The 24,661-nt window shown below is 68.9% G+C and carries 22 protein-coding genes; 12 read left to right on the forward strand and 10 right to left on the reverse strand.

What is annotated here, in order from left to right; genetic code table 11:
* Positions 1–220 precede the first annotated feature (220 nt).
* Positions 221–814, forward strand: coding sequence for a DUF6542 domain-containing protein (locus ACIP6U_RS05500; protein WP_401713391.1), 594 nt, complete (start codon positions 221–223; stop codon positions 812–814).
* Between the two features lie 118 nt (positions 815–932).
* Here the strand turns inward: ACIP6U_RS05500 and ppgK are convergent, their stop codons facing one another.
* Both ppgK and ACIP6U_RS05510 read right to left on the reverse strand, forming a co-directional pair.
* The gene (gene ppgK / locus ACIP6U_RS05505; RefSeq protein WP_401713394.1) at positions 933–1,688 is read right to left on the reverse strand and encodes a polyphosphate--glucose phosphotransferase; all 756 of its coding nucleotides are present in this window, start codon (positions 1,686–1,688) and stop codon (positions 933–935) included.
* A 29-nt stretch (positions 1,689–1,717) separates the two neighbouring features.
* Positions 1,718–2,803, reverse strand: coding sequence for a 4-hydroxy-3-methylbut-2-enyl diphosphate reductase (locus ACIP6U_RS05510; protein WP_401713396.1), 1,086 nt, complete (start codon positions 2,801–2,803; stop codon positions 1,718–1,720).
* 106 nt (positions 2,804–2,909) lie between these two features.
* On the opposite strand from ACIP6U_RS05510, the gene ACIP6U_RS05515 reads away from it, so the two are divergent.
* The 4 genes from ACIP6U_RS05515 to ACIP6U_RS05530 all read left to right on the forward strand — a co-directional run bounded on the left by ACIP6U_RS05515 (position 2,910) and on the right by ACIP6U_RS05530 (position 6,933).
* Positions 2,910–4,283, forward strand: coding sequence for an APC family permease (locus ACIP6U_RS05515; protein ID WP_401713398.1), 1,374 nt, complete (start codon positions 2,910–2,912; stop codon positions 4,281–4,283).
* Between the two features lie 375 nt (positions 4,284–4,658).
* Positions 4,659–5,876 carry an exodeoxyribonuclease VII large subunit gene (gene xseA, locus ACIP6U_RS05520; RefSeq protein ID WP_401713401.1) on the forward strand — a complete coding sequence of 406 codons (1,218 nt, stop codon included), beginning with the start codon at positions 4,659–4,661 and terminating at the stop codon, positions 5,874–5,876.
* Between the two features lie 10 nt (positions 5,877–5,886).
* Entirely contained in the window at positions 5,887–6,126 is a 240-nt protein-coding gene (locus ACIP6U_RS05525) for an exodeoxyribonuclease VII small subunit (protein ID WP_401713404.1), read from the forward strand.
* 216 nt (positions 6,127–6,342) lie between these two features.
* Positions 6,343–6,933 carry a malonic semialdehyde reductase gene (locus ACIP6U_RS05530; RefSeq protein WP_401713407.1) on the forward strand — a complete coding sequence of 197 codons (591 nt, stop codon included), beginning with the start codon at positions 6,343–6,345 and terminating at the stop codon, positions 6,931–6,933.
* Between the two features lie 70 nt (positions 6,934–7,003).
* On the opposite strand, the gene ACIP6U_RS05535 is transcribed toward ACIP6U_RS05530, so the two are convergent.
* Positions 7,004–7,561 (reverse strand): DUF4245 domain-containing protein, encoded by a 558-nt coding sequence (locus tag ACIP6U_RS05535; RefSeq protein ID WP_401713409.1) that lies wholly within the window; start codon positions 7,559–7,561, stop codon positions 7,004–7,006.
* Positions 7,562–7,688: 127 nt separating this feature from the next.
* Here ACIP6U_RS05535 and glpX point away from each other — a divergent pair, with 127 nt between their 5' ends.
* The gene (gene glpX / locus ACIP6U_RS05540) at positions 7,689–8,723 is read left to right on the forward strand and encodes a class II fructose-bisphosphatase (protein ID WP_123997988.1); all 1,035 of its coding nucleotides are present in this window, start codon (positions 7,689–7,691) and stop codon (positions 8,721–8,723) included.
* Between the two features lie 68 nt (positions 8,724–8,791).
* Here glpX and ACIP6U_RS05545 read toward each other — a convergent pair whose 3' ends face one another.
* Entirely contained in the window at positions 8,792–9,169 is a 378-nt protein-coding gene (locus ACIP6U_RS05545; protein ID WP_123997989.1) for a WhiB family transcriptional regulator, read from the reverse strand.
* Between the two features lie 173 nt (positions 9,170–9,342).
* The gene (locus ACIP6U_RS05550; RefSeq protein ID WP_401713413.1) at positions 9,343–10,050 is read right to left on the reverse strand and encodes a DUF1707 domain-containing protein; all 708 of its coding nucleotides are present in this window, start codon (positions 10,048–10,050) and stop codon (positions 9,343–9,345) included.
* A 167-nt stretch (positions 10,051–10,217) separates the two neighbouring features.
* Here ACIP6U_RS05550 and ACIP6U_RS05555 point away from each other — a divergent pair, with 167 nt between their 5' ends.
* On the forward strand, positions 10,218–11,909 hold the full coding sequence (locus ACIP6U_RS05555; protein ID WP_401713416.1) for a fumarate hydratase: 1,692 nt from the start codon (positions 10,218–10,220) through the stop codon (positions 11,907–11,909).
* Between the two features lie 74 nt (positions 11,910–11,983).
* On the opposite strand, the gene ACIP6U_RS05560 is transcribed toward ACIP6U_RS05555, so the two are convergent.
* Complete coding sequence (locus ACIP6U_RS05560; protein WP_401713419.1) at positions 11,984–12,448, reverse strand: PASTA domain-containing protein; 465 nt, start codon at positions 12,446–12,448, stop codon at positions 11,984–11,986.
* A gap of 53 nt (positions 12,449–12,501) precedes the next feature.
* Positions 12,502–13,083, reverse strand: a complete 582-nt coding sequence (locus tag ACIP6U_RS05565; RefSeq protein WP_401713422.1) for a SigE family RNA polymerase sigma factor — start codon at positions 13,081–13,083, stop codon at positions 12,502–12,504.
* A gap of 163 nt (positions 13,084–13,246) precedes the next feature.
* On the opposite strand from ACIP6U_RS05565, the gene ACIP6U_RS05570 reads away from it, so the two are divergent.
* The 4 genes from ACIP6U_RS05570 (at position 13,247) to ACIP6U_RS05585 (ending at position 19,622) form a co-directional block, all read left to right on the forward strand.
* A complete protein-coding gene (locus ACIP6U_RS05570) occupies positions 13,247–14,632 on the forward strand; it encodes a class II fumarate hydratase (RefSeq protein ID WP_401713425.1) in 1,386 nt (461 codons plus the stop codon).
* Positions 14,633–14,715: 83 nt separating this feature from the next.
* Positions 14,716–15,411: a DUF402 domain-containing protein gene (locus ACIP6U_RS05575; protein ID WP_401713428.1), complete on the forward strand. Its 696-nt coding sequence runs from the start codon at positions 14,716–14,718 to the stop codon at positions 15,409–15,411.
* A 511-nt stretch (positions 15,412–15,922) separates the two neighbouring features.
* Positions 15,923–18,049, forward strand: coding sequence for a SpoIIE family protein phosphatase (locus ACIP6U_RS05580; protein ID WP_401713431.1), 2,127 nt, complete (start codon positions 15,923–15,925; stop codon positions 18,047–18,049).
* A 109-nt stretch (positions 18,050–18,158) separates the two neighbouring features.
* Positions 18,159–19,622 carry a catalase gene (locus tag ACIP6U_RS05585; RefSeq protein WP_401713434.1) on the forward strand — a complete coding sequence of 488 codons (1,464 nt, stop codon included), beginning with the start codon at positions 18,159–18,161 and terminating at the stop codon, positions 19,620–19,622.
* 79 nt (positions 19,623–19,701) lie between these two features.
* Here the strand turns inward: ACIP6U_RS05585 and ACIP6U_RS05590 are convergent, their stop codons facing one another.
* From ACIP6U_RS05590 to ACIP6U_RS05600, 3 genes are read right to left on the reverse strand one after another with little or no spacing between them, the layout of a single operon-like run.
* Complete coding sequence (locus tag ACIP6U_RS05590) at positions 19,702–20,472, reverse strand: hypothetical protein (protein WP_401713437.1); 771 nt, start codon at positions 20,470–20,472, stop codon at positions 19,702–19,704.
* Between the two features lies 1 nt (position 20,473).
* Complete coding sequence (locus tag ACIP6U_RS05595; RefSeq protein WP_401713439.1) at positions 20,474–20,989, reverse strand: hypothetical protein; 516 nt, start codon at positions 20,987–20,989, stop codon at positions 20,474–20,476.
* A 5-nt stretch (positions 20,990–20,994) separates the two neighbouring features.
* The gene (locus ACIP6U_RS05600) at positions 20,995–23,241 is read right to left on the reverse strand and encodes a glycoside hydrolase domain-containing protein (protein ID WP_401714398.1); all 2,247 of its coding nucleotides are present in this window, start codon (positions 23,239–23,241) and stop codon (positions 20,995–20,997) included.
* Between the two features lie 838 nt (positions 23,242–24,079).
* Between ACIP6U_RS05600 and ACIP6U_RS05605 the strand changes: the two genes are divergently transcribed.
* Positions 24,080–24,634, forward strand: coding sequence for a hypothetical protein (locus ACIP6U_RS05605; protein WP_401713442.1), 555 nt, complete (start codon positions 24,080–24,082; stop codon positions 24,632–24,634).
* Positions 24,635–24,661 lie beyond the last annotated feature (27 nt).

A 24,661-nucleotide genomic window follows, 5' to 3' on the forward strand; every position in this document is an offset into this window, starting at 1 on the left:
ACGTGAGAGACATCAAGGGGCTGGGACTGGGGCTGGCACTGGGATTGCGGGCCCGGTCCTTCTTCGGTGCGCGGTTCTTCTTCAGTGCGCGGGCGGGCCGATCCACCAGTCTACGGCGTGCCCGACCCCGCCCCGGCTACCAGTCGAACGCTTGGCCAAGGTCCGCCCTCCGGCGTGTCCCGGAAGCGATTCGGCACATAAACCGACCTAAGTTTGTCCAGTGGAGCAACACAGGACGCGACCCCCGCAGCACGGACCGCGACGCGGCACACCCCCGCTGCCCCCGCAGGCGACGCGCGGCGAGAGCGGGAGCGGCGGTGCGCGCCCGGGGCAGCGGCGCCCCGCGAACCGCCCGGCCGCCCGCCCGACGACGCCCGTACGCCGGCCCGGTTCGCCGCTGGTCGAGGCGGTACGGCGGATGCCCAACCCCCGGCTGACGGGGCTGGGCGGCGGGCTGTTCTGCGGGGCGGTGATGTTCGTGCTCGGCGGCCTGGACGCGCTGCTGTTCGGGTCGTCCCTGACCGTCTACGGCGTGCTGTTCCTGCCGGTGTGCGTGCTGACCGCGTGCTGGGTGCGGCGGGGCGACCTGGTGACCGCCCCGGTGGTCGTCCCGATCGCCTTCGCCTTCGGCCTGCTGCCCGTCGCCGACAGCAACGGTGGGATCCTCGGCCGCCTGATGGGCCTGGTGACGGCCCTCGCCACCCAGGCCGGCTGGCTGTACGGCGGCACCCTCGTCGCGGGCCTGATCGCCTCCGCCCGCAAGATCCACCTGATGCGCCAACGGACGGCGACGGCACGGGCCGCCCGCCGGTGACCTACCGGGGCACCGCCCGCCGGTGACCTACCGGGGCACCGTCCGCCGACTGCCGGTGAGCCGACCGGACGGGACGGGCACCCGCCGGCCGCCGGAGGCGGCCCGACCCGACAACCGACTACTGGTCGCCGTCCCGCCCCGCCGCGTGCATCGCCGCGCCCACGATCCCCGCGTTGTTCTGCAGCTGCGCCGGGACGATCTCCGCCTTGATGTCCTCGATGAAGTGCAGGAACTTGTCGGCCTTGCGGCTGACCCCGCCGCCGATGATGAACAGCTCGGGCGTGAAGAGCATCTCGACATGGGCCAGGTACTTCTGGACGCGGTGCGCCCAGTGCTCCCAGGTCAGCTCGCCGTCCTCCTTGGCCTTGCTGGAGGCGCGCGTCTCCGCGTCGTGGCCGTGCAGCTCCAGATGGCCCAGCTCGGTGTTCGGAACGAGGACGCCGTCCACGAACACCGCGCTGCCGATGCCGGTCCCGAAGGTCAACAGGATGACCGTGCCCTTGCGGTCGCGGCCCGCGCCGAAGGCCATCTCGGCGACGCCCGCCGCGTCCGCGTCATTGACGACCGTCACGTCGTGCCCGCCGAGCCGGTCGCTGAACAGCACGCGCGCGTCCGTGTCGATCCAGCTCTTGTCGACGTTGGCCGCCGTACGGATCGTCGACCCGCCCGTCACCACGCCCGGGAACGTCAGCCCGACCGGGCCCGTCCAGCCGAAGTGCTCGACGACCTCCTTGACGCCGTCCGCCACTCCGTCGGGCGTCGCCGGGTGCGGAGTGAGCACCTTGAAGCGCTCCTCCGCCAGGTCGCCCTTGTCCAAATCCACAGGGGCGCCCTTGATCCCGGACCCACCGATGTCCACACCGAAGATCTGCATGGCTCTACGTTACGACGATGGACTGACAGTCACTCAGCGGAGGCGGTATCCGTAACGGATCCCGCACTGGATCCCGCACCGGATCCGGTACCCGACCCCGTACCCGACCCCGCTCCGGATCCGCCGCGCTCCGCGACCAGCGCGGCCGCCTCGTCACGCAGGTCCCGGCGCAGCTCCTTGGGCAGGGAGAACGTGATGGACTCCTCGGCCGCCCGGACCAGTTCGACGTCCTCGAAGCCGCGCTGCGAGAGCCACTCAAGGACCTGCTCGACCAGGATCTCCGGCACCGAGGCGCCGGAGGTGACGCCGACCGTGGAGACATCCTCCAGCCAGGCCTCGTCGATCTCGTCGGCGAAGTCCACCAGGTAGGCCTCGCGGGAGCCGGCGAGCTTGGCGACCTCGACGAGCCGTACGGAGTTGGAGGAGTTCTTCGAGCCGACCACGATCACCAGCTCGGCCTCCTCGCCCATCTGCTTCACGGCGAGCTGGCGGTTCTGGGTGGCGTAGCAGATGTCGTCGCTGGGCGGCGAGATGAGCTGCGGGAACTTCGTCTTGAGGGCGTCGACCGTCTCCATCGTCTCGTCGACGGAGAGCGTGGTCTGCGAGAGCCACACGACCTTGGAGGGGTCGCGGACCTCCACCTTGGAGACGTCGGACGGGCCGTCGACCAGCGTGATGTGGTCGGGGGCCTCGCCGGACGTGCCGATGACCTCCTCGTGGCCCTCGTGCCCGATCAGGAGGATGTCGTAGTCGTCGTTGGCGAAGCGGACGGCTTCCTTGTGGACCTTGGTCACCAGCGGGCAGGTCGCGTCGATGGTGGCGAGCCGGCCCCGCGCGGCCTCCTCGTGGACGACGGGGGCCACACCGTGCGCGGAGAACATGACGATGTTCCCCTCGGGGACCTCCTCCGTCCGCTCGACGAAGACGGCGCCCTTCTTCTCAAGGGTCTGCACGACGTACTTGTTGTGCACGATCTCGTGCCGGACATAGATCGGAGCCCCGTACTGCTCCAGGGCTTTCTCGACGGCGATCACGGCGCGGTCCACACCCGCGCAGTAGCCCCGGGGGGCGGCGAGCAGGACACGGCGGCCAGGCGAAGCAGTCATGAGAACCATCGTAAGGCCGCGCCCGACGGGTCAAAGATCGCCTCCTTGGGGAGACTGGCCCTGCGGTGGGAGGGGTGGGGAAGGACTCGACGGGCGAGGCACAGGCGGAGGCACGATGTCCGGGACCGGTACGACGGCACGAACGGACGAGGCGGGGCACGACCTGCGGCGGAGCCTCGGCTTCCGGGACCTCGTCGTCTACGGGCTGCTGTTCATCGCCCCGATGGCTCCCGTCGGCGTGTTCGGCACCCTGGACGCGAAGTCGCACGGGGCCGTGGCGCTGGTCTACGTCGTCGCGACGATCGCGATGGCGTTCACCGCTTTCAGCTACGCGCAGATGGTGCGGGTGGTCCCCCTGGCGGGGTCGGTGTTCGCCTACGCACGCGTGGCGCTCGGCAAGGAGGCGGGGTTCGTCGCCGGCTGGATGGCGATGCTGGACTACCTGCTCATCCCGGCGGTGGCGTACCTGTTCTCGGGGATCGCGATGAACTCCCTCGTCCCGGAGGTCTCGCGCTGGGTGTGGACGGCGATCGCGGTCGTCGTCACGACCCTGCTGAACCTGTGGGGCGTACGGGCCGCTGCCCGCGTGGGCTTCCTGGTCCTGGCGATGGAGATCGTGGTGCTGCTGATCTTCGTCGTCTCCGCGGTGGTGGTCCTCGCGCGGGACGGGGCCGAGCGGGGGTGGCTGTCGCCGCTGTCCGGGGACGGCACCCAGGGGGCGTTCGCGCTGTCGGCCGTGATCGGCGCGGTGTCGGTGGCGGTGCTGTCGTATCTCGGCTTCGACGCGATCGCGTCCTTCGCGGAGGAGGTCACGGGCGGCTCGGAGAAGGTCGCCCGCGCGGTGCTGTTCTGCCTGGCGCTTGCGGGTGTGCTGTTCGTGGCGCAGTCGTATCTGGTGGCGCTCCTGGAGCCGACCACGTCCGCCCAACTGGCCGCCGATCCGGGCAAGCAGGGGACGGCCTTCTACGACGCCGTGGACGTCTCCGTCGGCACCTGGCTGCACGATCTGGTGGCCGTGAGCAAGGCGATCGGCGCGGCCTTCGCGGCGCTGGCCGGGCAGGCGGCCGCGGGGCGGCTGCTGTTCGCCATGGGCCGGGAGCGGCGGCTGCCCCGGGCGCTGTCCAAGACGGACTCCGGGGTGCCGCGGATCGCGCTGCTCTGCGCGGCCGTCATCACCCTGGTCGCCGCGGTCTGGGCGGCTCGCCGGGACGACGGGATGGATCATCTGGTGTCGGTGGTCGACATCGGCGCGTTGACGGCCTTCACCCTGCTGCACGCGAGCGTGGTGAGCTGGTTCGCGGTACGCCGGGCCGGCGGACCGGTCGTCTGGTGGCGGCATGTGCTGATGCCGGTGGTCGGAGCGGCGATCACGATCGCGGTGATCGTCGAGGCATCGGGGACCGCCCAGGTGGTGGGCGCGGTGTGGCTGGCGATCGGGTTGGCTGTGCTGTTCGCACAACGCGGGCGGGGGCCGGCAGAGGCGGGCTGAGCCGGCGGGGCTCGGCGGAGGCAGGCTGAGCCGGGAGACTCGGCGGAGGCGGGTCGAATCGGCGGGGTTCGACGGAGGCAGGCCGAATCGGCAGAGTTCGACGGACGCGGGCCGAATCGGCGGGGCTCGACGGAGGCAGGCCGAATCGGCAGAGTTCGACGGACGCGGGCCGAATCGGCGGGGCTCGACGGACGCGGGCCGAATCGGCAGAGTTCGACGGACGCGGGCCGAGCCGACGGGGCTCGACGGACGCGGGCCGAATCGGCAGAGTTCGACGGACGCGTCCGCCCCGGCATCCCGCCCCAACGACCGCTCCCGCCAAGCCCACCGCACGCGTCCGGCCCGTTGTCGGTGCCTGCGGATACGCTCACCTGCATGGCTCTCAACACGTCCGCGGAAGCGCCGCTCCCCGTCGGTGAGGTCTCCCGGCTGATCGGGGGGTGGATCGACCGGCTGGGGGCGGTGTGGGTCGAGGGGCAGATCACCCAGCTGTCGCGGCGGCCCGGCGCCGGTGTGGTGTTTCTGACGCTGCGTGATCCCTCGTACGACATCTCGATCAGCGTGACCTGTTTCCGGCAGGTGTTCGACACGGTCGCCGATGTGGTGAGCGAGGGCGCGCGGGTCGTCGTACAGGCGAAGCCCGAGTGGTACGCGCCGCGGGGGCAGTTGTCGTTGCGGGCCACCGAGATAAGGCCGGTCGGGGTCGGGGAACTGCTGGCGCGGCTGGAGCAGTTGAAGAAGTCGCTGGCCGCCGAGGGGCTGTTCGCGGCGGACCGGAAGAAGGCGCTGCCGTTTCTGCCGCAGTTGATCGGGCTGGTCTGCGGTCGGGCCTCCGCCGCGGAGCGGGACGTGCTGGAGAACGCGCGGCACCGCTGGCCCGCCGTCCGCTTCGAGGTGCGCAATGTCGCCGTCCAGGGCGTGCACGCGGTGCCGCAGGTCGTGCAGGCCGTGAAGGAGCTCGACGAGACCGAGGGCGTCGACGTGATCATCGTCGCGCGCGGCGGCGGCAGCGTGGAGGACCTGCTGCCCTTCTCCGACGAGCAGCTCGTGCGCGTGGTGGCCGAGTGTCGTACGCCGGTCGTGTCCGCCATCGGGCACGAGCCCGACAACCCGCTCCTGGACTACGTGGCCGACCTGCGGGCCTCCACCCCCACCGACGCCGCCAAGAAGGTCGTACCGGACGTGGGCGAGGAGCACGAGCGCGTGCGGCAGCTGCGGGACCGGGCCCGACGCTCGGTGCGGGCCTTCGTCGAGCGGGAGGAGCGCGGGCTCGCGCAGGCGCTGGCGCGGCCCTCGATAGAGGATCCGCACCGGATGGTGGACGAGCGGGCCGACCATGTCGCGTCCTTGCTCGACCGGGGGCGGCGCACCCTGGGGCATCTCCTGGACCGCGCCGACTCCGAGCTGACGCACACGCACGCGCGCGTGGTGGCGCTCTCCCCCGCCGCCACCCTCAAGCGCGGGTACGCGGTGCTCCAGAAGGCCGACGGTCATGTGGTCCGCGCGCCGGACGACGTGACGGCGGCGGAGTCCCTGCGGGCGCGGGTCGCCGAGGGCGAGTTCACGGTTCGAGTCGACGCGGGCGATGCATAGGGTGGGCGGAATGACCAGCAAGGTGGCGGAAGAGACGCTCGGGTACGAGCAGGCGCGGGACGAGCTGATCGAGGTCGTACGACGCCTCGAGGCGGGCGGTACGACGCTGGAGGAGTCCCTGGCGCTCTGGGAGCGGGGCGAGGAGCTGGCCAAGGTGTGCCGGCGCTGGCTGGACGGGGCCCGGGCGCGGCTGGACGCGGCGCTGGCGGAGGAAGAGGCCGGGGCGGCGGAAGAAGCCGACGCCGAGTAGGTACGGCACCGGGTACGGAGCAGGGGCGGCACCGAGCGGAACGGTGCCGCCCCTGCCGTATGCGCCGACGCGCCATCCGGTCACGTATGTGAAGCGGATCACGTCACCCCGCTTTTTGTTGAACGTTGAACTTCATCTGGCGTACCTTCATGCCGTAAGCAGATCCGGACCACGGTCCGGTTATCCGGTTCCAGGCTACCCCCCGAGGAAGTCCGCATGTCTCTCGCTCTCGCCCCCGCCGCCCAGGACCTGCTGTTCCGCGAGGCCCGCACCGCCAACACCTTCACCGACGAGCCCGTGACCGACGAGCAGGTGCAGGCGATCTACGACCTGGTCAAGTACGGCCCGACCTCGATGAACCAGTCGCCGCTGCGCATCACCCTGGTCCGCTCCCCCGAGGCCCGTGAGCGCCTCGTGCAGCACCTGGCCGAGGGCAACCAGAAGAAGACCGCCGCCGCCCCGCTGGTCGCGATCCTCTCCGCGGACAACGAGTTCCACGAGGAACTGCCCACCCTCTTCCCGCACTTCCCGCAGGCCAAGGACGCCGTCTTCGGCGAGCGCACGGTCCGTGAGGCCAACGCCTCGCTGAACGCCGCCCTCCAGGCCGCGTACTTCATCATCGGCATCCGCGCCGCCGGCCTGGCCGCGGGACCGATGACCGGTCTCGACTTCGCGGGCGTCCAGAAGGAGTTCCTGGACGACGACCACACGCCGTTCGTCGTCATCAACATCGGCAAGCCGGGCCCGGACGCCTGGTTCCCGCGCTCCCCGCGACTGGCGTACGACGAGGTCGTCACCACGGTCTGAGGACGGACCCGACACGCGTGAAGGCCCCCGGCGCATCCGCCGGGGGCCTTCGTCGCACGTGGGCGGCAGGTCACTCCGTCTTCAGCGCCTGCGCCATCTCCGTCAGCTGCGCGTACGAGCCCGTGCCCGCGACCACCGTCGTCGAGCCCTTCTCCGACAGCACGAGGGCGTCGTACCGGCCGCCGGTGTACCGCGTCCAGGTGCGGCCGTCGATCCGCTGGGTGGCCTTCGTCGCCTCGGCGCCCTGGCTGGCGGTGTCTATGAACGCGCCCGGCTTCTGAGTCGACTGCTCGACCTGCACGTACTGACCACCGGGGGCGTTGAAGCCGAGGTGCCAGGCGTCGAACTCGTCGCCGCGGAAGCGGACGGAGGTCGCCTTCCAGCCCGTGGACAGGCCCTCCGGGGCGGCCACCGGATAGGAGGCGGCACGGCGCGCGGTGAGCAGTTCGACGCGGTAGTCGACCGGCTTGATGTCCGGGGGTGAGTCGTCGTGCGGGATGAAGACGTAGATGACCGCCGCCGCGATCATGATCAGGCCCAGGGACAGAATCATGTCCCGGACCGTCTTCTGCCTGCCGGTCCTGCCGGTCGCGCCGGTCTTGCCGGTCTCGCTGTTCGAACCTGCCACGCGCCCCATCGTCGCAGGTGCCCGGTCCGCTCATCCGTGGGGGGCCCTGCTCATTTTGTCGGACTGACGATAGAGTCGATGGTCGAACCCTCATCCGGCCGTCGTCGTATCAGAAAGGTGCGCCTCGATGACCGAGCATCATCACTTGCCGACCGAACTCGAAGTTCCCAGCGAAGCCCCCGACCGCAACCTCGCCCTTGAGCTCGTCCGAGTGACCGAAGCCGCCGCGATGGCCGCGGGCCGCTGGGTCGGGCGCGGCGACAAGAACGGCGCGGACGGTGCCGCGGTGCGCGCCATGCGGACGCTCGTCTCCACCGTCTCGATGAACGGCGTCGTCGTCATCGGCGAGGGCGAGAAGGACGAGGCGCCGATGCTCTTCAACGGCGAGCGCGTCGGTGACGGCACCGGGCCCGAGTGCGACATCGCCGTCGACCCGATCGACGGGACCACGCTCAACGCCAAGGGCATGCCGAACGCGATCGCCGTGCTGGCCGCCGCGGACCGGGGTTCGATGTTCGACCCGTCCGCCGTGTTCTACATGGACAAGCTGGTCACCGGGCCCGAGGCCGCGGAGTTCGTCGACATCGAGGCCCCGATCTCGGTGAACGTGCGCCGGGTCGCCAAGGCCAAGCGGGTCACCCCCGAGGACGTCACCGTCGTCGTCCTGGACCGGCCGCGGCACGACGGGATCATCAAGGAGATCCGGGAGACCGGTGCGCGGATCAAGCTGATCTCCGACGGCGATGTGGCGGGCTCGATCCTGGCGCTGCGCGAGGGCACCGGCGTGGACCTGCTGCTCGGTATCGGCGGCACCCCCGAGGGCATCATCTCGGCCTGTGCCGTGAAGTGCCTGGGCGGTGTGATCCAGGGCAAGTTGTGGCCGAAGGACGACGCCGAGCGGCAGCGGGCGCTGGACGCCGGGCACGACCTGGACCGGGTGCTCACCACCAACGACCTGGTGTCGGGCGAGAACGTCTTCTTCGTCGCGACCGGGATCACGGACGGCGAGCTGCTGCGGGGTGTGCGCTACCGCTCGGAGACCGCCACGACCGACTCCATCGTGATGCGGTCCAAGTCCGGCACGGTCCGGCGGATCGACTCGGAGCACCGGCTGAGCAAGCTGCGGGCGTACAGCGCGATCGACTTCGACCGCGCCAAGTAGGGCCTCACAACGGCTTGTTCGGAACGCGAAGGGCGCCCCCGGTGCGGTGGGGGCGCCCTTCGCGTGTGTCAGCCTGCCTGCGCTATGCGGCCCGAAGCCCTCGCCGCCTTCTTCAACTCCATGTCGCGGCGGCGCCTGCGGGCCAGGACCACTCGGCGTTCCGCCGCGGTGAGACCGCCCCAGACTCCGTAGGGCTCGGGTTGCAGCAGTGCGTGTTCTCGGCACTCGACCATGACCGGACAGCCGGCACACACGCGCTTCGCGGCCGCCTCCCGGGAGAGTCGGGCGGCGGTGGGTTCCTTGGACGGTGCGAAGAACAGGCCGGCCTCGTCGCGCCGGCACACCGCCTCGGTGTGCCAGGGTGCGTCTTGGTCCCTGTCCCGCACTGGCACCCGCTGGGCCGGAACGGCAGCGACCTGCAGGGACGAATGCGGCGGTTGCAGCACGGTCTACTCCTGACGACGGCTTCGCGAGCGAGAGACGATGCAGCAAGGCCTACCCGCTGTGCGCGTGCCTATGCACTGAGTTCCGAACCGCTGGAATTCGGGGCGCCGGAGCCCCGTGCCCACCCGACCGCGGGTGGACCAACTCCCTCCGGAAACCGTTCGATTCGCAACCGTCAACGGCCCAAGTGCTTGCGCAAATTCTTGTCGACCTTGCGCTGAACCCGATCGATGATGTCCGCGACGAGCTTGCCGCGCTTCGGTCGGCCTTCGACATTGCCCAGTACGGCCCACCCGTCGACGTACACGACGGGCGCCTCCTGGTCCTCCGCGTCGAGGTTGTCCACCTCGAAGTTGCCGAGCACGCCGCCGCCGGTGCCGCGCAGCGACACGTTCTCCGGGACGCGGATCTGGATGTCGCCGAAGACGGAGACGACCTTGATCATGACCTGTTGGTACTCGAAGATCGCCTCGCTGAGGTCTATCTCCACCGAGCCGAAGATCGCGTACGCGTGGATCCGGCGCCCGGCGCGCCAGCGGCCCTTGCGGACGGCGGCGCTGAAGACCGCCACCACGTTGTCGTCGGCCTCCGCCGGGACCGTGTCCGGGGCGGGCCGGTCGGCGGCGAAGGAGGGGGCGGCGCGGCGGTGCGCGACCGGCAGGTCCCGGACGAAGACCTCCAGCTCGCCCACCGTCTTGGCGGCGAGCACGCCCTCGACCCGCTCGGCGTGCTCGTCGGGCGTGAGCCGGCCCTCGGCCATGGCCTCGCGCAGGATGTCGGCGATACGGTCCCGGTCGGCGTCCGAGGCGCGCAGCTCGACGACCTCGGGGTCGGCGGCGCGCGGTGCCTTGTCCTGCTGCTGAGGCTGCTTCTGAAGGTCCACGACAGCAGCGTACCGAAACGCGATAGATCGCGACTAGGGGGTGTGGATAACCAAGTCCGGCCAACTGAGGACTACCTCACAAGGACCGTGGCAGTGGCAGGTTCTACGCTGGTGAGCGCCCGCCAGTGTCGGTGGGTGACCGTCCGTCGAGTGAGGAATGGGCTGAGATGCCGAATAGTTCCCCCCCGCCCAGCCCTGCGTTCGCGTACACCGATCTGCTCCCCATGGGAGAGGACACCACCCCGTACCGGCTGGTGACCTCCGAGGGTGTCTCCACCTTCGAGGCCGACGGGCGGACCTTCCTCAAGGTGGAGCCGGAGGCGCTGCGCAAGCTCGCCGAGGAGGCCATCCACGACATCCAGCACTATCTGCGGCCCGCGCACCTGGCGCAGCTGCGGCGCATCATCGACGACCCCGAGGCGTCGAGCAACGACAAGTTCGTGGCCCTCGACCTGCTGAAGAACGCGAACATCGCGGCCGCGGGCGTACTGCCGATGTGCCAGGACACCGGTACGGCGATCGTCATGGGCAAGCGCGGGCAGAACGTCCTCACGGAGGGCGGCGACGAGTCGGCCCTGTCGCGCGGCATCTACGACGCGTACCTGAACCTCAATCTGCGGTACTCGCAGATGGCTCCGCTGACGATGTGGGACGAGAAGAACACCGGGTCGAACCTGCCGGCCCAGATCGAGCTGTACGCAACGGACGGCGGCGCCTACAAGTTCCTGTTCATGGCCAAGGGCGGCGGCTCGGCCAACAAGTCGTTCCTCTACCAGGAGACGAAGGCGGTCCTCAACGAGGGCTCCATGATGAAGTTCCTGGAGGAGAAGATCCGTTCGCTGGGTACGGCGGCCTGTCCGCCGTACCACCTGGCGATCGTGGTCGGCGGGACCAGCGCGGAGTACGCGCTGAAGACCGCGAAGTACGCCTCCGCGCACTACCTGGACGAGATCCCGGCCGAGGGCTCGGAGCTGGGGCACGGGTTCCGGGACAAGGAGCTGGAGCAGAAGGTCTTCGAGCTGACGCAGCGGATCGGTATCGGGGCGCAGTTCGGCGGCAAGTACTTCTGCCACGACGTGCGCGTGGTGCGGCTGCCGCGGCACGGGGCGTCCTGCCCGGTCGCCATCGCTGTCTCCTGCTCCGCCGACCGCCAGGCGCTGGCCAAGGTCACCCCCGAGGGCGTCTTCCTGGAGCAGCTGGAGACGGACCCCGCGCGGTTCCTGCCGGAAACGACGGACGAGCACCTGGACGAGTCCTCGGACGTCGTCCGCATCGACCTCAACCAGCCGATGGACGACATCCTCGCCGAGCTGACCAAGTACCCGGTGAAGACCCGGCTCTCGCTCTCCGGCCCGCTGGTCGTGGCCCGTGACATCGCGCACGCCAAGATCAAGGAACGCCTGGACGCGGGCGAGGAGATGCCGCAGTACCTGAAGGACCACCCGGTGTACTACGCGGGTCCGGCGAAAACCCCCGAGGGCTACGCGTCGGGTTCCTTCGGTCCCACGACGGCCGGCCGTATGGACTCCTACGTCGAGCAGTTCCAGGCCGCCGGCGGCTCCAAGGTGATGCTGGCCAAGGGCAACCGCAGCAAACAGGTCACGGACGCGTGCGACGCGCACGGCGGCTTCTACCTCGGCTCCATCGGCGGCCCGGCCGCCCGGCTCGCCCAGGACTGCATCAAGAAGGTCGAGGTCGTCGAGTACGAGGAACTCGGCATGGAGGCGGTCTGGAAGATCGAGGTCGAGGACTTCCCGGCGTTCGTCGTCGTCGACGACAAGGGCAACGACTTCTTCCAGGACCCGGCCCCGGCGCCGACGTTCACGACGATCCCGGTGCGCGGGCCCGGCCTCGCCTGACCGTGTGATGCTGTGACGGACGCCCGCCCCTGATTGACGCAGGGGCGGGCGTCGTCGTTCCGGGTCGGGACCGGTCAGCCGGCGCAGAGCACGATGTTGATCGTGTCGCCCGGCTTGATGGCCGTCGGGGCGTGCGGCGACACCTCGACCACCGAGCCCGGCTTGCAGTTCTTGACCGCCTTCTTCGTGACGCTGCCGAGTTTCGTCTGGGTCTTCTCCAGGACGGCCTTGGCCATCTGCAGGTCGTAGCCGCCGACCTCCATCCGCGTGTGGGTGCCGTCGGCGAAGGTGTAGAGCAGGGTGGTGGCGTCGCTGCCGGTGGCGGCGGTGGCGGCCGGGCTGCTGGTGCTCGACGCCGGGGTCGAACTGCTGCTGCTCGCCACCGAGGTGGCCAGGGCCGTGCCGCCGCCCGCCGCGATGAGCGCGGCGGCGACCGTCGCGATGCCGGCGGTACGGCGGCGACGGGTGCGGCGCTCGATCCGGGGGGCGTCGAACTCGGGGGTCTCGGCGGAGTCGGCGAGTCGGTTCATGGCGTTCATCAGTTCCTCTTCGAAAGGTGTGCGGCCGGAAGGCCGTGCGTCGCCGTACGAGGTCATCGGATTCCTTCCGTGTGCCGCGGGGCCGAAGGGCCGGAGAGCGCGGAGAACTGGCTTCTGAGCTTCTCGATGCCCCGGGCCAGCTGGGAGCGGACCGTGCTCGGCGTGATGCCGAGGTCGGCCGCTATCTCGCCGTCCGAGAGATCGTGGAAGTACCGGAGCACCACCACCGTCCGCATCCGCATGGGCAGTTGCTGCAGCGCGCGCACCAACTGGTCCCTGCTGTCCACCTGTCCGTACTCGTCACCCGGGGCGGCGGTGTCGCCGGCCTCCGGGTGCGGAGTCGTGGTCAGGCGGCGGAATCTCCGCCAGCGGTCGTTGGCCAGGTTCACCATGATCCGCCGGACGTAGGCGTCCGGAGCGTCCTTCGAGGCGATGACGCGCCACTTGCGGCAGGCCTTCTCCAGGGTCTCCTGGACCAGGTCCTCCGCCGCCTCACGGTTGCCCGTGAGGACCAGGGCGCCCCGGAACAACGCGGTCGATCGAGCGGCCACGAATTCCTGGAAGTCCGATGCCGGAAAAGCCGGTGCCGGGAAGTCCGCCGCCGTGAAGTCCGGTGCCTTGAAGTCCCTCTCCACACGCTCCTCCCTTCCTGTCATCCCTTCTCGACGTGGACACCTCCGCTTCTGCTGCACGGCCGTTCTGAGACCTGGGTCACAGGCCGGAAACCCGTTCGGGCGAAGTACGCGAAGAACGGCCCTGGTCCGGAACATCCGGGCCGCCCCGATCGCTGTACGGGACATGAGCGACTACCGCATCGAGCACGACTCCATGGGCGAGGTCCGCGTCCCCGCCGACGCCAAGTGGCGGGCGCAGACGCAGCGGGCCGTAGAGAACTTCCCCGTCTCCGGGCAGCGGATCGAGCGCGCGCACATCGAGGCGCTGGCGCGGATCAAGGGAGCCGCGGCGAAGGTGAACGCCCGGCTCGGGGTGCTCGACAAGGACATCGCCGAGGCGATCCAGGAGGCGGCGGCGGAGGTCGCGCGCGGGGACTGGGACGACCAGTTCCCGGTCGACGTGTTCCAGACCGGCTCCGGCACCTCCTCGAACATGAACACCAACGAAGTCATCGCGACGCTGGCGACCGAGCGACTTGGCCGGGACGTCCATCCGAACGACCATGTGAACGCGTCCCAGTCCTCCAACGACGTCTTCCCGTCCTCCCTGCACATCGCCGCCACCGCCGCCGTCACCCGCGACCTCGTGCCGGCCCTGGAGCACCTCGCCGCCTCCCTGGAGCGCAAGGCCGAGGAGTTCGCGGACGTGGTGAAGTCGGGGCGGACCCATCTGATGGACGCGACGCCCGTGACGCTGGGGCAGGAGTTCGGCGGGTACGCGGCCCAGGTGCGGTACGGCGTCGAGCGGCTGCACGCCTCGCTGCCCCGGCTGGCCGAGCTGCCGCTGGGCGGCACGGCGGTGGGCACCGGCATCAACACCCCGCCCGGCTTCTCCGCGGCCGTGATCGAGGAGGTCGCGCGCGCCACGGAGCTCCCGCTCACCGAGGCCCGCAACCACTTCGAGGCCCAGGGCGCCCGGGACGGCGTCGTCGAGACCAGCGGACAGCTGCGGACGATCGCCGGCTCCCTCACCAAGATCTCCAACGACCTTCGGTGGATGGCCTCCGGACCGCGCACCGGCCTCGCCGAGATCTCCCTCCCCGATCTCCAGCCCGGTTCCTCGATCATGCCCGGCAAGGTCAACCCGGTCGTCCCGGAGGCCGTGCTCATGGTCGCCGCGCAGGTCGTGGGCAACGACGCGACGGTGGCCGCCGCGGGCGCCGCCGGCAACTTCGAGCTGAACGTGATGCTGCCGGTGATCGCGAAGAACGTCCTGGAGTCGGTCCGGCTGCTGGCCAACGTCTCCCGCCTGCTGGCCGACCGCACGATCGACGGCATCGTGGCGCACCGCGAGCGGGCCCGCGAGTACGCCGAGTCCTCCCCGTCCGTGGTGACCCCGCTGAACAAGTACATCGGGTACGAGGAGGCCGCCAAGGTCGCCAAGAAGGCGCTGGCCGAGCGGAAGACCATCCGCCAGGTGGTGCTGGAGGGCCCGTACGTCGAACGCGGCGACCTCACCGTCGAACAGCTCGACGAGGCCCTGGATGTCCTGCGCATGACGCACCCGTAACCGATTGCGAACCAGAACCAGAGTGTTCGTGAACCGTGACGCGGACCGCAGCGTCGTATGCCTGTGGCACCTAATATCTGTGCATGGCAGAGGGCGGAGCGGTGAGAGCTGAAGCGGAAACGGGCGGTTCGGCGGGATTCTGGGCCCCCGGGAGTCAGATCCTGTGGCGGTACCGGGAGAACGCGGGCCGGGGTTTTCACATCGCGCGCCCCGTCACGGTCGTGAGTGACGACGCCGAGCTGCTCGCCGTGTGGCTCGCGCCCGGCACCGAGTGCGTGAAGCCGGTGCTCAGTGACGGAACGCCGGTGCACCAGGAGCCGCTGGAGTCGCGCTACACCAAGCCGCGCACGGTCCAGCTCGACACCTGGTTCGGCACGGGCGTGCTGAAGCTGGCGCGGCCGGGTGAGCCCTGGTCGGTGTGGCTGTTCTGGGAGCCGGGCTGGCGGTTCAAGAACTGGTACGTGAACCTGGAGACGCCGCTGGTGCGTTGGGCCGGCGGCGTCGACTCCGAGGACCACTTCCTCGACATCTCCGTGCACCCGGACCGCAGTTGGCACTGGCGGGACGAGGACGAGTTCGCGCAGGCCCAGCGGGACGGGCTGATGGACGCCGAAGTCGCCGAACGGGTACGGGAGGCGGGACGTTCGGCGGTGGAGGTGATCCGCGCCTGGGGCCCGCCGTTCGGCGACGGATGGCAGCACTGGCGCCCGGATCCGTCCTGGGATGTACCGTCACTCCCGGAGGGCTGGGACCGTATGCCCGCGCACATGTCCACATGAGACCCTTGATGCGCCCCCGGTCCGCAACCGTAGGATCGTCCTCCGCAAGGGCGCGCAGTAGCAACTCCCGGAGCATGCGCTGGGCTTGACCGATCGTCACCGAGGGGCGGCAGGACGTGAGCGAGGGGTACGAGGGCAAGACCGAAAGGGCCTGCGTGGACGCGGGTCCTAGGGGCTGCCGTTTGGATCAGCCCGGCGTCGCGGGGTCTGGCACGCACATCTGCCGCGTTGTCGTCGGTCGCCGACGCTCCGCGTCGACTCCCTCCTCCGCCTTGCAGCTGCACGCACCAGACCCCGCTCGGCTCGGCCAAGAGGTACCGCACCTCACAGCCAACCTGATCCAAACGACAGCCCCTGGCCCTGGGAGCCGCAGACGGTGCGCCGGTGGCGCAGGAACAGCTTCTGACCACGCGGGAATTCCGTTCCTGGGACACGCATTCCGGGTATCGGGTTTTCTGCGGGACGAACTGCGCGCGCGGCGCGCAGCCCCGGACGGACGGATTCGACACGCGTGACGGAGCACCCCATCTCCTTCGAGCGCCCACAGCCGGGCGTCGACCCCGCTGACCCCCGCGGGGCGCTCCTGCACACCCCGACACCGGCGACGGCATCGCCCTCGGCCGCCTTACCCGCACAGGCGCGCACGGGCGAGACACCGTCGACACCGGGCACGGCTCATCCGTGCGACAAGGGCACGGGTACGGGTAAGAGCACGAGCCAGGGCACGGATCCGGCCACTTCCGCGGACGCGGCCGGCTCCGAGCACTCGCAGCCGGCCGTCGCGGAACCGGACACGCACCGGCCGCGGCCCGCGCCCGAGGGCATCCCCACCCAGCCCGGCGCCGAGCAGGCGGGGCCGCAGGGCTCCGGCGACTCCGAGCGCCGTACCGGACAGGGTCTGCCGCCCGGGCGGCCCACGCCCATGCGGCGGGACGGGGACCGGCTGCGGTTCGTGGGCGCCGCCACCCGGCGGATCGCCCGCGGCATCGACCTCGACGAGATCGTCATGGGGCTGTGCCGGGCCACCGTCCCGACGTTCTCGGACGCGATCCTGGTCTATCTGCGCGACCCGCTGCCGGTCGGCGACGAGCGGCCCACCGGACCGCTGCTGCTGCGGCTGCGCCGCACCGACCGGATACCGGCGGAGCGGGACAGCGAGGCCGGATTCACGCCCGCGCTCCAGCCGGAGCCCGCGGAGGTGACCGAACTGGATCTGCTCGGCGCCGAGTTGTGCGAGGTCCGCCCCGGCAGCGCGCTCGCCGAGGTGCTGCGCGGGGTGCGCCCGGTCTTCACGGACGCCCCTGCGGCCCGCGCCGCCCTGCCCGAACTGCTGGGCGACGGCTGCGAGTTCAGCGTGCCCGGCGGCCAGCGCGCGATCCTCGCCCCGCTGCGCGGCCGGCGCCGGGTGATCGGCGCCGCGCTCTTCCTGCGCCGCCCCGACCGCATCGCCTTCGAGCCGGACGACCTGCTGGTCGCGGCCCAACTGGCCACGCACAGCGCGCTCGGCATCGACAAGGCGGTGCTGTACGGCCGCGAGGCCTACATCGCCGACGAGTTGCAGCGCACGATGCTGCCCGAGACGCTGCCGCGCCCCACGGGCGTCCGGCTGGCCTCCCGCTACCTCCCGGCCGCCGAGACGGCCCGGGTGGGCGGCGACTGGTACGACGCCATCCCGCTGCCCGGCAGCCGCGTGGCGCTCGTCGTCGGTGACGTCATGGGTCACTCCATGACCTCCGCGGCGATCATGGGCCAGCTGCGCACGACGGCCCAGACGCTGGCCGGCCTCGACCTGCCCCCGCAGGAGGTCCTGCACCACCTGGACGAACAGGCCCAGCGCCTGGGCACCGACCGCATGGCGACCTGCCTCTACGCGGTCTACGACCCGGTCTCGCACCGCATCACCATCGCCAACGCCGGCCACCCGCCGCCCGTCCTGCTCCACCTGGGCGGCCGGGCCGAGGTGCTGCGGGTGCCGCCGGGCGCCCCGATCGGCGTCGGCGGCGTGGACTTCGAGGCCGTCGAGCTGGACGCGCCCGCGGGCGCCACCCTGCTCCTCTACACCGACGGCCTGGTCGAGTCCCGCCTGCGGGACGTCTGGACCGGCATAGAGCAGCTGCGCGAGAAGCTCGCCGCGACCGCGCAGTTGACCGGCCCCGACCATCCGCCGCCGCTGGAGGCCCTCTGCGACGAGGTGCTCGACATGCTCGGCCCGGGCGACCGGGACGACGACATCGCGCTGCTCGCCGCCCGCTTCGACGGGATCGCGCCCAGCGACGTGGCGTACTGGTTCCTCGAACCGGAGGACGCGGCCCCCGGCCGGGCCCGCCGGCTGGCCCGGCGGGCGCTGTCCCGCTGGGGCATGGAGGACATGAGCGACTCGGTCGAGCTGCTGGTCAGCGAGGTCGTGACCAACGCCGTGCGGTACGCCTCGCGGCCGGTCACCCTGCGGCTGCTGCGCACCGATGTGCTGCGCTGCGAGGTCGGCGACGACGTGCCTCAGCTGCCGCGGCTGCGGCAGGCGCGGGCCACCGACGAGGGCGGTCGCGGGCTGTACCTGGTGAACAAACTGGCCAGACGGTGGGGAGCGACCCGGCTCAGCACCGGCAAGGTGGTCTGGTTCGAGCTGAACCGGAACTGAATCAGTTTTGGATTAATTCCAAAAGTTGCCGACATCATGTTGGAGGCGTTGACTGCTGGGGTACGCGAAGCGCCTGACCGACCCCTCACCCGAGGATGGGAGGACAATCGTGACGCAGGCACCCCAGCAGATTCCGTACACGACGACCAACGCGGGCATCCCCGTCGAGAGCGACGAACACTCGCTCACCGTCGGGCCCGACGGCCCGATCCTGCTCCAGGACCACTACCTCATCGAGAAGATGGCCCAGTTCAACCGGGAGCGGGTCCCCGAGCGGGTGGTCCACGCCAAGGGCAGCGGCGCGTACGGGACGTTCGAAGTCACCAACGACGTCAGCCAGTTCACCAGGGCGGACCTCTTCCAGCCCGGCAGGCGCACCGAGATGCTGGCCCGGTTCTCGACCGTGGCCGGCGAGCAGGGCTCGCCCGACACCTGGCGCGACCCCCGCGGCTTCGCGCTCAAGTTCTACACAGAGCACGGCAATTACGACATGGTGGGCAACAACACCCCGGTCTTCTTCGTCCGGGACACCATCAAGTTCCAGGACTTCATCCGCTCGCAGAAGCGCCACCCGGCGACCGGACTGCGCAGCAACGACATGCAGTGGGACTTCTGGACCCTCTCCCCCGAGTCGGCACACCAGGTGACCTGGCTGATGGGCGACCGGGGCATCCCGAAGACGTACCGCCACATGAACGGCTACAGCTCCCACACCTACATGTGGATCAACGGCGGCGGCGAGCGGTTCTGGGTGAAGTACCACTTCAAGACCGACCAGGGCATCGAGTACCTCACCCAGGCCGAGGCCGACGAACTGGCCGGGTCCGACGGCGACAAGCACCGCCGGGACCTCTACGAGTCGATCGCGTCCGGGAACGCGCCGAGCTGGAGCCTGAAGGTCCAGATCATGCCGTTCGAGGACGCGGCGGACTACCGCTTCAACCCCTTCGACCTGACGAAGGTCTGGCCGCACGGGGACTACCCGCTGATCGACGTCGGCCGTATGACCCTGAACCGGAATCCGGACGACTACTTCGTCCACATCGAGCAGGCCGCCTTCGAGCCCTCGAACCTGGTGCCCGGTATCGGCCCCTCGCCGGACAAGATGCTGCTGGGCCGGCTGTTCTCCTACCCGGACACCCACCGGTACCGGATCGGCCCCAACTACACCCAGCTGCCGCCGAACCGACCGCACTCCCCGGTCAACTCGTACGCCAAGGACGGCCCGATGCGCTACGAGGCGTCCGACGCGGCCCGGCCGTACGCACCGAACTCCTACGGCGGCCCCGCGGCGGACTACGCGCGGTTCGGTGATCCGGCGAGCTGGCAGACCGCCGGTGAACTGGTCCGTGAGGCGACGAAGCCGCACCGCGAGGACGACGACTTCGGCCAGGCCGGCACGATGGTCCGCGAAGTCCTCGACGACGCGGCCCGCGACCGGCTGGTCTCCAACATCGCCGGGCATCTGCTGGACGGCGTCTCCCGGCCGGTGCTGGCCCGGGCGCTGCAGTACTGGCAGAACGTCGACAAGGAACTCGGCGAGCGGGTCGCGGCCAAGGTCGACGGCTACTGAGTCGGCCGCGTCCGGTACGCCCTCGTCCCGCGTATGCACGCTGGACGAGGGCGTTCACCTACCGGTTACCAGGTGCATGTCACTGGTAACGAGTGGCGCGACGCCTGCGGGACGGTTGAGTCATGTCGACGAGGACACCGGCGCCCCGGCCGGGGGTCTCATCCCAGGAACGGATCTTGGCGGCCACGCTCACCAGACGCGGGTCACCGGGGCGTACAGCCAGGTAGAACAGGCCCTCGTAAGGGCGACGGTCGTCGCCGCCCCAGCGGACAAGTCCCTCCGTGTCGGCGAGGATGTCCCGGATGATCAGCTGTTGCGCCGCTGTGAAGGCACCCCGAGCGCCCGGCGGGTAAGAGTCCGGCCGGATCACCACGACCGTGCCAGACGCCTGGCTCGACTCCGGCAGCCGACTGTCGCGGACGTCCGACGGCGGCACCCAGCCTTCGACCGGCTTGGGTTCGCCCTGGGCGCCCAGGCTATCGATCTCGTAGTGAAAGCGGCGAATCACATGGATGAGGATCGTCTCCACGTCACCGGCGCGGACGGCGACGGTGAGCGGGCCGCGGGTGCCTTCGATCTCGCAAGTCCAGATCGAGCCACCAGTGTCGATCTCCTTCTCCATCTCCCACCCATTGGCGGACGGGCGACCGGTGAGGATGCGGCGGCGGCGCGCTTCGAGGCGGCGCAACGCTGCCTTCAGCCCGTCGTCCTTGAGGGGCTGAGACTGGATCGAAGGTGCCGCGGCGGCCGGTGTCGCGAGGAAGCCGGTGGAGCCGAGGCTCGCGGCGGCGGTGACGCCTGCCACTGCGGTGAGGGCATGTCTACGGGTCGGGGCGGTGTGGCGCAACATGTCAGCCTTCCTTCTGTATGGCCGTGTGCTGCTTGCGTATGGCCGTGCGCTGCTCGCAGGTGGCCGAGTGCCGCTTGCGGTGGAGCAAAATGGATGTGATTCCGCAGGCCAGCGCGGACAGCAACAGGACGGCGATGGAGGGGTTGATGTAGTCCGGGATGACCACGGTGAAGCTGCGGTCGGCGTCCGTACGACATACGAGTTGCAACGGGACGAAATCACCGTGGAACGCGGCTACGCGGATCCCTCCGGCTTTCTTGGCGCATTCGTTGCCGACCTCCTGTCGTTCCAGGAAGACGATGTGGAGGCATCCCCACAGATAAAGGGCGAGCGACGTGGTAGCCGTCAGCAGGGACAGATCTCGCCACACGGTGGGCGGGCTATAGGCCCGGAGGTTCTGGCCCGTAAGCCGTGAGCCCAGATACACGGCAAGGCCCAGCAGAGCCGCCACGCCGGCAATCATGATCGTGGAGAGCACCGTGTAGTTGTGCACCTGGTACGGATCGGATACTGGCATGGTGGCTACGCCTCGCGGATAAGGAGGTTGTACTTCTCGAAGATCGCGTACAGCGGCATGCGCAGCTTGGCGTCGGAGAACGCGGGCTCGACCGGCCCTTGGTAGCGGCGCAGGATCTCGTAGATATAGCTGTCGCTGTAGTTGAGTGAGGGGCGGTCGATCGGAGTCTCCTCCACGTCGCCGGCCTTGCCATCAGCGGCCCATATGTGGGCATGAGCCACGGTGCGAACATTAAACGCGTTGTCCTCAAGAAGCTGTACCCACATCTTGTACCGGTCGGCGTCCGGGTCGGGGCGGACGTCATCGGGGTCAAGGAGCGTCCCGTCGACGAGACCGGAACGTATGGAGTTGTTCCACGCCAGGATGCCGGTACGGCCCTTTATCTGGCCGACTCCGGTGCTGCTGTCCTGGGCCCGTTCGATGCCGGGGATGTCCTTGGCCCAGTCCGGGAGGACACCTGTGTAGTAGAGGGCGACGCCGCCGTCCACGTTGACGTCCTCCTTGCCGTAGTGACAGAACTCCCAGAAAGCGGTGGTCTGGATCAGGGACTTGCGCATACGGTACCTGCGGGCTGTCGACGTGATGACGTCGTCCAGCGAGATGATCGTTTCCAAGCACTCTCGACGTGTGTAGATGTTGTTGGCGCCCTCGCCCCTTCCGATGGATTTCATGTAGTCGGTGGCTTCCTGCGCCAGTGCCTCCCAGTAGGACAGGCTGAAGCCGATGTCGAGCTTCTGAGCCGGCGGGGCGTCGAAGTCGCTCTGACCCAGGTCCCGCCCAGAGGCGATGTTGTTGTCGATCTCGATCGCACCGTCGCCGGAACCGATCGACTTCGTGACGATCTGATCGAAGGCCCAATTCGCTGGCAGCGTGTAGCCCAGATTTCCGGAGAAACCGGACGACATGTCGGATACGAAACTCGCGTCCGCGTATCCGGCATCGGAGACACGGGAGCACACATTGCGCGGACCGTAGATGCCGATCCTGAACGGGCTTCCCATCCGGTTCATCTGGGCCCTGATACTCCCGAAGTACGGTAGGACGAACGAGGTGACCTCCTCGTCGACCGCGTCGTAGTCGACTGCGAAATAGATCCTCGAACCTGACTTGAAACCGTGCTCCTCCGCTTTGTACGCGGCGGTCATGCAGTCTGTGACTGCCTGCGCTGTGCTGTAGTAGTCGACCGACCGGGCATACGTCTGGTAGATCGGGAAGCAGCGCAGTCCGTACTGCTTGATCGTGTCCAGCTCGCCCGGCTGGATCTCCTTCTCCGGCAGTGATGTGGTGGAGGGGTTGTACAGGTACCGGCCGATGTACTTGTAGCCCGCGTTCTTCAATGCCTGCGCACGAGCGGGGGTTATCTTCGTGATGCCGTCGCACGCCTCTCCCACGCGAGCCTGGTCACCGTAGGAGACCAACAGGGAAGCCCAGGTCTGAAAGTCGCCGACTCCGCTGACTGGGAGCTGCGCAAAGGACTGGAACACTTTGACACCGGTCTGCACATCCCCGGTGAAGTTTCCGAACGGCACGCTGCGCTTGTTGAGGATCATGGCCGCGGTGAACAGCAGCGCCCACGTGCCGGTCGTGCCGACAGCGACCGTGTGGTTCTTCAGGCCGGCCTGAGTACCGGGGCCGAAGACGCCGTTGGCGGTGCCGTCGGCCATGCCGAGCTCGTACTGGATGGCAAACAGCAGGGACTTGGCGACATCGCGGGAGTGATGGCCGTCGCAGGGGATGATGTAGAAGTCCTGCCGGTTGACGTAGCGGCCGTTCATCCACTGCTGGATCCCACGGATGCTGTCGGAGCCGCCGTTGACGGTGACGTACGCGTCCATGTTGAGCAGGCCCTTGAACACCTTGGGTTCGAGGCTACTGCCCGAAAAAGCGCTTCCGACACCCATGTCGGCCTTGAGCGACGCTATGGATGAGGCCACGCGGTCGCTGTACACACCGTCGATGCCGCCGCCGTCGTAGCCCTTGCAGTAGAGCCCGGACTGAATGATGCGACAGAAGTCACCCGACGGAACCGTGGAAGCATTGAGCTTCGGGTATTTCGACTGAAGCGTCGAGAGGGTGGTGGGACCGAATGTGTTGGAGAGCGAGGTGATGGCGAGTTCGTACTGGAGAGCACGCGTCAGGGCGTACATGGTGTTCCATCCGGTACGCCCGTCCTCGGTGACGGTCATACCGATCTTGCTGCCGTAGACCTGATTGACGAACTTCTGGGCTCTGAGCACCATCTCGTCGGCCACTGAAAGTCCCCCTTCGCGAGTTTGGACTGACCACCTGAAATAATCGGAATGTGTCATTCCAGTCAGATTCGAGCAGCTTTCACGATCAAGGCGCTGCCCCGCCTCTGCTTCTTTGACAACGTTTTCGTTCGCGCCCCAGCCGATACCGATGGACCCATGAGCGGCGGCCACAGAAAGGACTCCGTCGCCGAGGTCAGTGACGACCGGCCTGATGTCCAATGCATACAGAAGATCCATGATCAAGCTGAACATCGTGCCCCGGTCGGCGCTGTCGCCTTCAGGGCGCCTCACATATCCGAACACACCGGTAGCACGCTGCGTACAGATATAAATTGCCTAACGGCATGGCGTCAGGGAAGTCGAGTAGAGCGGAACAGGGCGCGCAGATTCCGCTTACTGAGCACGGATAGCTGGCATCACGACACGGCGACCTATCCCCCCATCGCAACGATCCCCCAGTCGTTGGCGGACGCATGTTCCGGCAATTCAGTCGTCGAACCGCCCACGCACCGATCACCCTAGCCTCGGATCACGGACAGGAGTCAAGGGCCGACTTTGCGGGAGTGGAGAAGTGGCCCGAATATGCCCATAGGAGAGAGCGGCCGGCAATGCGGTTCAGCTTCCTCCAGCCGCCCATACGCAGGGAAACCGCTGTCTCTTACAGAGATCCCAGGGGGACGTGATCGAGCCAGCCCTCGAATAATCGCTGGTCGACGGCGCCGACCCGCGCCTATGGTGATCGATATGTTTGGCAGGTGCAGATCACTTCGCCGAACCCGCTCCTTTTCACCTGGGATCCGGCACCGCCCAGAACCCGCACCGAGAGGAAGCCTTTTCCATGCGCAAGCTCATCCGTTCTGTCGCTGTTGGTGCGTCACTCGCCGCCTCCGTCCTATTCGCTCCACAAGCGATCGCCCAGGACGCTCACGCGCCGGAGCAGCAAATCGCGGGAACCGATGTTCAGTTGTCCCCCAACGGCGCTCGGGACGCGCAGACTCGAGCCATCGCCGAAGCGAACGCCGCCGAGGTCAGCGCGGCGGCCACCCTTTGTGGCACCGGTTATGAACTGGAGTTCGCGGAGCAGCTTCCCGACTCCAGGCGCTACGGGACGCTCTTCACCTACGTCAAGTCCTCTGTGGGGTCTTACGGTGTTTGCGCATTGTTCGACAACAACACGAGCAGTGCGAAGCACATGAAACTGAAGCTCTGTCCCAACAAGGAAGGCGCGGCCTGCCCGACCGATGAGGGTACATACAGTCAGTACGCCGGTCCTGTGAAGTACGAGAGCAGCAACGGCCTGTACGTCATGTGTGCCCCGGTCACGGCGATCATGTGGGATGCAAACGGAACGCCGATCATCGACAGAGTGAGGTCGGCGACGCTCTGCGACTGATTTCGACACTGTCTGCGACACGGGCGC

The sequence above is a fragment of the Streptomyces sp. NPDC088794 genome (assembly GCF_044750545.1).
GTDB lineage: Bacteria > Actinomycetota > Actinomycetes > Streptomycetales > Streptomycetaceae > Streptomyces.

Bases quoted from the DNA above. Each gene is read 5' to 3' on its own strand.
- ACIP6U_RS05590 (WP_401713437.1), bottom strand. From the start codon at position 20,472: ATGTTGCGCCACACCGCCCCGACCCGTAGACATGCCCTCACCGCAGTG.
- ACIP6U_RS05595 (WP_401713439.1), bottom strand. From the start codon at position 20,989: ATGCCAGTATCCGATCCGTACCAGGTGCACAACTACACGGTGCTCTCC.
- ACIP6U_RS05525 (WP_401713404.1), top strand. From the start codon at position 5,887: ATGACCAGCAAGGTGGCGGAAGAGACGCTCGGGTACGAGCAGGCGCGG.
- ACIP6U_RS05555 (WP_401713416.1), top strand. From the start codon at position 10,218: ATGCCGAATAGTTCCCCCCCGCCCAGCCCTGCGTTCGCGTACACCGAT.
- xseA (WP_401713401.1), top strand. From the start codon at position 4,659: ATGGCTCTCAACACGTCCGCGGAAGCGCCGCTCCCCGTCGGTGAGGTC.
- ACIP6U_RS05515 (WP_401713398.1), top strand. From the start codon at position 2,910: ATGTCCGGGACCGGTACGACGGCACGAACGGACGAGGCGGGGCACGAC.
- ACIP6U_RS05510 (WP_401713396.1), bottom strand. From the start codon at position 2,803: ATGGTTCTCATGACTGCTTCGCCTGGCCGCCGTGTCCTGCTCGCCGCC.
- ACIP6U_RS05575 (WP_401713428.1), top strand. From the start codon at position 14,716: ATGGCAGAGGGCGGAGCGGTGAGAGCTGAAGCGGAAACGGGCGGTTCG.
- glpX (WP_123997988.1), top strand. From the start codon at position 7,689: ATGACCGAGCATCATCACTTGCCGACCGAACTCGAAGTTCCCAGCGAA.
- ACIP6U_RS05560 (WP_401713419.1), bottom strand. From the start codon at position 12,448: ATGAACGCCATGAACCGACTCGCCGACTCCGCCGAGACCCCCGAGTTC.
- ppgK (WP_401713394.1), bottom strand. From the start codon at position 1,688: ATGCAGATCTTCGGTGTGGACATCGGTGGGTCCGGGATCAAGGGCGCC.
- ACIP6U_RS05570 (WP_401713425.1), top strand. From the start codon at position 13,247: ATGAGCGACTACCGCATCGAGCACGACTCCATGGGCGAGGTCCGCGTC.
- ACIP6U_RS05605 (WP_401713442.1), top strand. From the start codon at position 24,080: ATGCGCAAGCTCATCCGTTCTGTCGCTGTTGGTGCGTCACTCGCCGCC.
- ACIP6U_RS05530 (WP_401713407.1), top strand. From the start codon at position 6,343: ATGTCTCTCGCTCTCGCCCCCGCCGCCCAGGACCTGCTGTTCCGCGAG.